Raw genomic sequence first — 6,567 nt, forward strand, 5'->3', positions numbered from 1 at the left:
TCAGCAGTTCTTCAGGAAATGCTCGAGTACCTCGACTCCGAACGTCAGCGCGTCGACGGGTACCCGCTCGTCGACGCCGTGGAACAGAGCGGTGAAATCCAACTCCGGCGGCAGCCGCAGCGGGATGAAACCGAAACAGCGGATCCCCAGGCGCGCGAAGTGTTTCGCATCGGTGCCGGCCGAGAGCATGTACGGCACAGTGCGCGCGTCGGGGTCGACGGCCAGCAGCGCGGCGTTCATGGCGTCCACCAGATCACCATCGAAACTGGTCTCGTACGAGGGCAACTCGGTGATCCACTCGCGGGTGACGTCGGGGCCGATGATCTCGTCGACCTCACGCTCGAACGCGGCCTGGCGACCGGGCAGCACGCGGCAGTCCAGCACCGCCTCGGCCGTCGCCGGGATCACATTGGCTTTGTAACCCGCCTTGAGCATGGTCGGGTTGGCGGTGTCACGCAGGGTGGCATTGATGATCCGCGAAATCGAGCCCAGTTTGGCGATGGTGCCGTCGATGTCGGGTGAGTCGGGGTCGAAGGAATACCCGGTCTCCTCGGCCACCGCGGTGAGGAACTCCTTGACGGCCGGGCTGAGCACCAGCGGGAACTGGTGACGGCCCAGTTTGGCCACCGCTTCGGCCAGAATGGTCACGGCGTTGTCGGTGTGGATCATCGAGCCGTGACCGGCGCGGGCGCGCGCGGTCAGCTTCATCCACAGCATGCCTTTTTCGGCCGTCTCGATCAGGTAGAGCCGACGCTCTCCCCCGCCTTGGGTCGGCACCGTCAGGGAGTAACCGCCGACCTCACCGATGGCCTCGGTGATGCCCTCGAACAGGTCCGGCCTGTTCTCGATCAGCCACTTGCAGCCGTACTTGCCGCCGGCCTCCTCGTCGGCGACGAACGCGAACACCAGATCGCGCGGCGGGACGATGCCCTCGCGTTTGAAGTGCCGGGCCACCGCGAGCATCATCCCGACCATGTTCTTCATGTCGATCGCGCCGCGGCCCCACACGTAGCCGTCTTCGACGGCCCCGGAGAACGGGTGGACGCTCCAGTCGGCGGCCTCGGCCGGCACCACGTCGAGGTGACCGTGCACCAGCAGCGCTCCGCGGCTCCGGTCAGCGCCTTCCAGCCGGGCGAACAGATTGCCGCGGCCGGGCGCGCCCGATTCGATGTATTCGGTGCGGTAGCCGACCTCTTCGAGCTGCTGCGCCACCCAGCGGGCACATTCCTCTTCGCCCTTGGTGGTGGCGAGCTCACCGGTGTTGGACGTGTCGAACCGGATCAGCGAGCTGACGAGCTCGACGACCTCATGCGCAGGAGTGACCACACTTCCCTTTCTGAAAACGACGTGCCCTTTTCCTACCACCCTCGCCCGTGCAGGGCCGGTGACAACCTGGTTTGGGATCAACCGGCTCGATCCGATAGCCTTAGTCGCCCGCCACGCGTAATAGCCGAAGCGGGTAGTCACGAAACAAGGTCCGAGTGGCGGAATGGCAGACGCGCTAGCTTGAGGTGCTAGTGCCCTATTAACGGGCGTGGGGGTTCAAGTCCCCCCTCGGACACTCACTACCCAGTCGACCCGCCGTGGCGCGCCAGCGCGGGGTGAGGGGCCAACGCGCCACGGTCGAGTCGGTGTGCACCAACACCAGTAATCGTCTTGAGTGTGCCTTCGGCGGCAGAATTCGTCGCAATCGACCCACAGCATCTTGCGAGCATTCCGGCATCACAACCGCAACCAACGCGCCTTGCAAGGCGTACCATTTCCGCGCACTGAATTGCCGACCAAGAAACGGTTTGAGATTCTTTCGCTGCACCACAGATAGTGGTTGTTGAACGCGCCCACCTGCAGCAACGGGAGGCCGGATAGCCGAAAGCCCCGCCGTAGCTCGACTGGTAATCGGCACCAATTCCGCCTCCGAATCGGCCGCAAAAATTGCGTTGGACAACCCGGGAAGTGTTCTCCATCACACACCGAAAGTCTAGGCAAACCGTCAGGGAAATCCATTGTTCGGGCTCGTACTTTTGGTTTTCATGACTGATACAACGCATTTCTCGATCCACGAACTACGCACTCCTCATACCCGTGGTGCACCGCGAGTCGCCGGCACCGCGGTGGCCTTCACACAACACCGGTACGACCAAGCTCGAGTTGCGGCAGAGCTCACCACGATGGGTGGACCCGAGTTCATGCGCTTCGCCGCCACGAGTGGCGTCGACTCCCGCAGCTTGGCGCTGCCGTTGCAGCGGTATCCCCGCCTGTCGGGTTTCACCGAAGCGAACACCGCCTATCTCGAGGTAGCCGTCGAATTGGGTGAACAGGCAGTACGTTCCGCACTGGACGCTGCGCACATCGCCCCCACCGAGGTCGATGCCATCGTGTTGGTGTCGAGCACCGGAGTGGCCGTACCGACCATCGACGCACGCCTGGCGACTCGGCTCGGTCTACGACCGGATGTCAAACGCATCCCGCTGTTCGGGCTCGGCTGCGTCGGCGGCGCGGCCGGGATGGCGCGCGTCCACGACTACCTCCGGGGTTACCCCGGCCAGGTCGCGCTGCTGGTGTCCGTCGAACTGTGTTCGCTCACCCTGCAGCGGGAGGACACCTCGGTGCCCGCACTCATCGGTGTATGCCTGTTCGGTGACGGCGCGGCGGCGGTGGTGTGCACCGGCGCCGACCGGGTGCCCTCCCATCCCGGCGTGCATCGGGATCCCAGGATTCTCGCCACCAGGAGCAGGTTGTTCCCCGATACGGTCGACGTGATGGGGTGGAATGTCAGTGCGTCGGGATTCCAGCTGGTGATGTCGCGCGACGTCCCGAGAATGGCCGAGGACCACCTGCGGGCGGCGATCGACGACTTCCTCGCCGATCACGGGCTGTCCACGGCGGACATCGACACCTGGATCTGCCACCCAGGGGGCCCGAAAGTGATCGACGCGATCGTCGGCGCGATCGGTCTTCCGGCGCAGGCACTTTCACACAGCACCGCCTCGATGCGCGAGAACGGCAACATCTCGTCGGCGTCGGTACTCGATGTCCTGCGACGCACCATCGCTGACCCGCCACCTGTGGGCTCGCTCGCCGTGATGCTCGCGATGGGGCCCGGGTTCAGCTTCGAACTACTGCTGCTGAGCTGGTGAGGCTCGGCTGATGTACTACCTGTTCATCCTCGCCGTCGGAGTGGAACGGCTGCTCGAGCTGGTGGTCTCACGGCGCAACACCCGGTGGTCGATGGCCCACGGAGGCCGTGAATTCGGCCGTGGCCACTATCCCGTGATGGTGACCATGCACACCCTTCTGCTGGTCGCCTGTGTCGCCGAAGTCTGGGGCTGGCGACGTCCGTTCATCCCGTGGCTCGGCTGGCCCATGGTGGCTGTCGTGGTGATCAGCACCGCCGTACGCTGGTGGTGCGCAACGACCCTGGGCAGACACTGGAACCCCCGCCTCATCGTGATACCGAATGCACCACTGGTTCAGCGGGGTCCATACCGTTGGGTGCATCATCCCAACTACACGGCTGTCACCGCTGAGGTGGCCGCGCTGCCGCTGATCCACTCGGCGTGGGTGACCGCGATCATCTTCAGCCTGGCCAACGCGCTGGTGTTGACGGTCCGGATCCGCGCCGAGAACAGCGCCTTGGGGTACGCTCCACCCAACCGGTCAGCCCCGAGACACCAACTGGGCCAACCGCTCTGAAGCGCCACTGCCGGGTGCGGGCAGGTATGCCACGATCTGGATCTCCGGCGCGTCGGCGGGCGTCAGCTGATGGTGCTCGAGGATCAGCTCTCCGACGCTCGCGTGGAAGAACCGGCGTTCGCGGGAGGCGAACCGTTCGACGCTGCTGGCCTGCCAACCCGTGCGGAAATGCTCGCTGCCGGCCAGCAACCGCTCGATGAGCTGGGTGTAGGACGGCTCCCCCACCCGCGGGCCGGCCTCGGCGCGGAATTCCGCGAGGAACCGTCTGCTGTCGGTTTCCCAGTCCGGCAACAACTCCCGGATAGCTGGGTCCATGAACACCAGCAGCAGCAGGTTGCGGTCGGCGGCCGCGGTGGTCTCGATATTCGGGTACAGCGCGGCGTAGGCCCGATTCCACGCGCCGATGGTCCACGTGGGCCCGATGGCGAAGGCCGGGTAGCCGGCCAGGGCGTCCAGGAACCGCTGAATGTGGGGCGGTGTCGGACCGGCGTCCCCGGTGACGTCCGGCTCGGCGGTGTACCCGCCGAGTGCCAGCACGTAGTCGCGTTCGGCGGGCGACAACCGCAGCGCGCGGGCCACCGAGTCGAGCACCTGCTTGGACGGGTTGATGTCGCGGCCCTGTTCGAGCCAGGTGTACCACGTCACGCTGACGCCGGACAGCACGGCGACCTCTTCGCGGCGCAGGCCGCTGGTCCGCAACCGGGGCACGGCCGGAAAACCCAGTTCGGCACGCGGCGCCGCCTCCCGGCGGGCCCGCAGGAACTCACCGAGCGCCAGACGCTGCCTGGTGCGTTTGTCCATATGTTGATCGTAGTAGTACCAGTACTAGTATCAGCGCCGACTTCCCACGTAGGCGCCCTGAATGCCAGGGTGTGTGCTATGGCTGAACTCAGGTCCCGCACGGTCACTCACGGTCGCAACATGGCGGGGGCGCGCTCGTTGCTGCGTGCTGCCGGGGTGGCCGGCTCCGATATCGGTAAACCGATTGTCGCGGTGGCCAACAGCTTCACCGAGTTCGTGCCGGGTCACACCCACCTGCAGCCCGTCGGCCGGATCGTGTCCGAGGCCATCTCGGCCGCCGGCGGCGTGCCGCGCGAGTTCAACACCATCGCCGTCGACGACGGCATCGCGATGGGCCACGGCGGCATGCTGTATTCGCTGCCGTCGCGCGAGCTGATCGCCGACTCCGTGGAGTACATGGTGAACGCACACTGCGCCGACGCACTGGTGTGTATCTCCAACTGCGACAAGATCACTCCTGGCATGCTGATGGCCGCGCTGCGCCTCAACATCCCCACCGTGTTCGTCTCCGGCGGCCCGATGGAAGGCGGCACCGCCGTCCTGGTCGACGGGACCGTCCGCACCCGGCTGAACCTGGTGACCGCCATCGCCGACGCGGTGAACACCGATGTCTCCGATGACGACATTGCCCGCATCGAGGAAGCCGCCTGCCCCACCTGCGGTTCGTGCTCGGGCATGTTCACCGCGAACTCCATGAACTGCCTCACCGAGGCTTTGGGACTGGCGCTGCCCGGCAACGGTTCGGTGCTGGCCACCCACACCGCTCGTCGCGCGCTCTACGAGAAGGCCGGCAGCACTGTGATGGACATCGTGCGCAAGTACTACGACGAGGACGACGCCAGCGTGCTGCCGCGGGCCATTGCCACCCGCGACGCGTTCGACAACGCCATGGCCCTCGATATCGCCATGGGCGGGTCCACCAACACCGTGCTGCATCTGCTGGCCGCCGCGCGCGAGGCCGAACTGGACTACACCCTCGAGGACATCGAGAAGCGCAGTCAGATGGTCCCGTGCCTGTGCAAGGTGGCCCCCAACGGCCACTACCTGATGGAGGACGTGCACCGCGCCGGCGGCATCCCCGCGATCCTCGGCGAGCTGTGGCGCGGCGGGCACCTGCACGAGACAGTGCACACCGTGCACGCGGGATCCATGGCGGAGTGGTTGCGCGAGTGGGACATTCGTGGCGGCTCCCCCTCGGCCGAGGCTGTTGAACTGTTCCATGCCGCACCGGGGTGCGTGCGTTCGGCCTCGGCGTTCTCGCAGTCCGAGCGCTGGGAGAGCCTGGACACCGACGCCGAGAACGGCTGCATCCGCGACCTGCAGAACGCTTACTCCGCCGACGGCGGCCTGGCGGTGCTGCGCGGCAACCTGTCGGTGGACGGCTGCATCGTCAAGACAGCCGGCGTCGACGAATCCATCTGGAAGTTCTCGGGTCCCGCGGTGGTGCTGGAATCCCAGGAGGACGCGGTGGACGCCATCCTGAACAAGCGCGTGCAGCCCGGTGACGTGGTGGTGATCCGCTACGAAGGCCCCAAGGGCGGCCCCGGTATGCAGGAGATGCTCTACCCGACTTCGTATCTGAAGGGCCGTGGGCTCGGTGCGCAGTGCGCGCTGATCACTGACGGGCGGTTCTCCGGCGGCACCTCGGGCCTGTCGATCGGCCACGTCTCCCCCGAGGCGGCCGCCGGTGGTGTCATCGCCTTGGTCGAAAACGGTGACCTGATCACCATCGACATCCCGCACCGCAGCATCCAGGTCGATGTCCCCGATGAGGAACTGGACCGTCGCCGCCAGGTTCTGGAGGCCTCTGGCGGGTACAAGCCGAAAGACCGGCAGCGTGTGGTGTCGCCAGCACTGAAAGCTTATGCGGCACTGGCTTTGTCAGCGGACAAGGGTGCGGCTCGGGATATCGACTCGCTCTGAGTACGCGGAACCATCGTGACGTAAGGGAACACGCTTGCCCTGCGTCAAGACCCGCGCGTCGGGGCTGTGGATGAAGTGCTGACTGTGGATAAGTAGGCGTTGGCGCTGGTGGATTGCCTTGTGGCGCATGTCTTGTCGGTGGGCGTGGGT

Annotated in this window: 5 protein-coding genes and 1 tRNA gene; 4 read left to right on the top strand and 2 right to left on the bottom strand. The window is 65.9% G+C overall.

Annotation, left to right across the window (positions count from 1 at the left end; translation table 11 throughout):
* Complete coding sequence (locus AC3A6P_RS26275; protein WP_487694968.1) at positions 1-1,326, bottom strand: M20/M25/M40 family metallo-hydrolase; 1,326 nt, start codon at positions 1,324-1,326, stop codon at positions 1-3.
* A 149-nt stretch (positions 1,327-1,475) separates the two neighbouring features.
* Here AC3A6P_RS26275 and AC3A6P_RS26280 point away from each other — a divergent pair.
* The 3 genes from AC3A6P_RS26280 (at position 1,476) to AC3A6P_RS26290 (ending at position 3,693) form a co-directional block, all read left to right on the top strand.
* Positions 1,476-1,561: transfer RNA gene (locus AC3A6P_RS26280), tRNA-Leu, on the top strand.
* Between the two features lie 469 nt (positions 1,562-2,030).
* Entirely contained in the window at positions 2,031-3,137 is a 1,107-nt protein-coding gene (locus AC3A6P_RS26285) for a type III polyketide synthase (protein ID WP_487694969.1), read from the top strand.
* A gap of 10 nt (positions 3,138-3,147) precedes the next feature.
* Positions 3,148-3,693, top strand: a complete 546-nt coding sequence (locus AC3A6P_RS26290) for an isoprenylcysteine carboxyl methyltransferase family protein (protein ID WP_487694971.1) — start codon at positions 3,148-3,150, stop codon at positions 3,691-3,693.
* Here AC3A6P_RS26290 and AC3A6P_RS26295 read toward each other — a convergent pair.
* Complete coding sequence (locus tag AC3A6P_RS26295; RefSeq protein WP_487694972.1) at positions 3,658-4,494, bottom strand: helix-turn-helix transcriptional regulator; 837 nt, start codon at positions 4,492-4,494, stop codon at positions 3,658-3,660. The genes AC3A6P_RS26290 and AC3A6P_RS26295 overlap by 36 nt on opposite strands.
* 78 nt (positions 4,495-4,572) lie before the next feature.
* On the opposite strand from AC3A6P_RS26295, the gene ilvD reads away from it, so the two are divergent.
* A complete protein-coding gene (gene ilvD / locus AC3A6P_RS26300; RefSeq protein WP_487694973.1) occupies positions 4,573-6,417 on the top strand; it encodes a dihydroxy-acid dehydratase in 1,845 nt (614 codons plus the stop codon).
* Positions 6,418-6,567 lie beyond the last annotated feature (150 nt).

Source organism: Mycobacterium sp. Soil_C_30, from assembly GCF_057656995.1.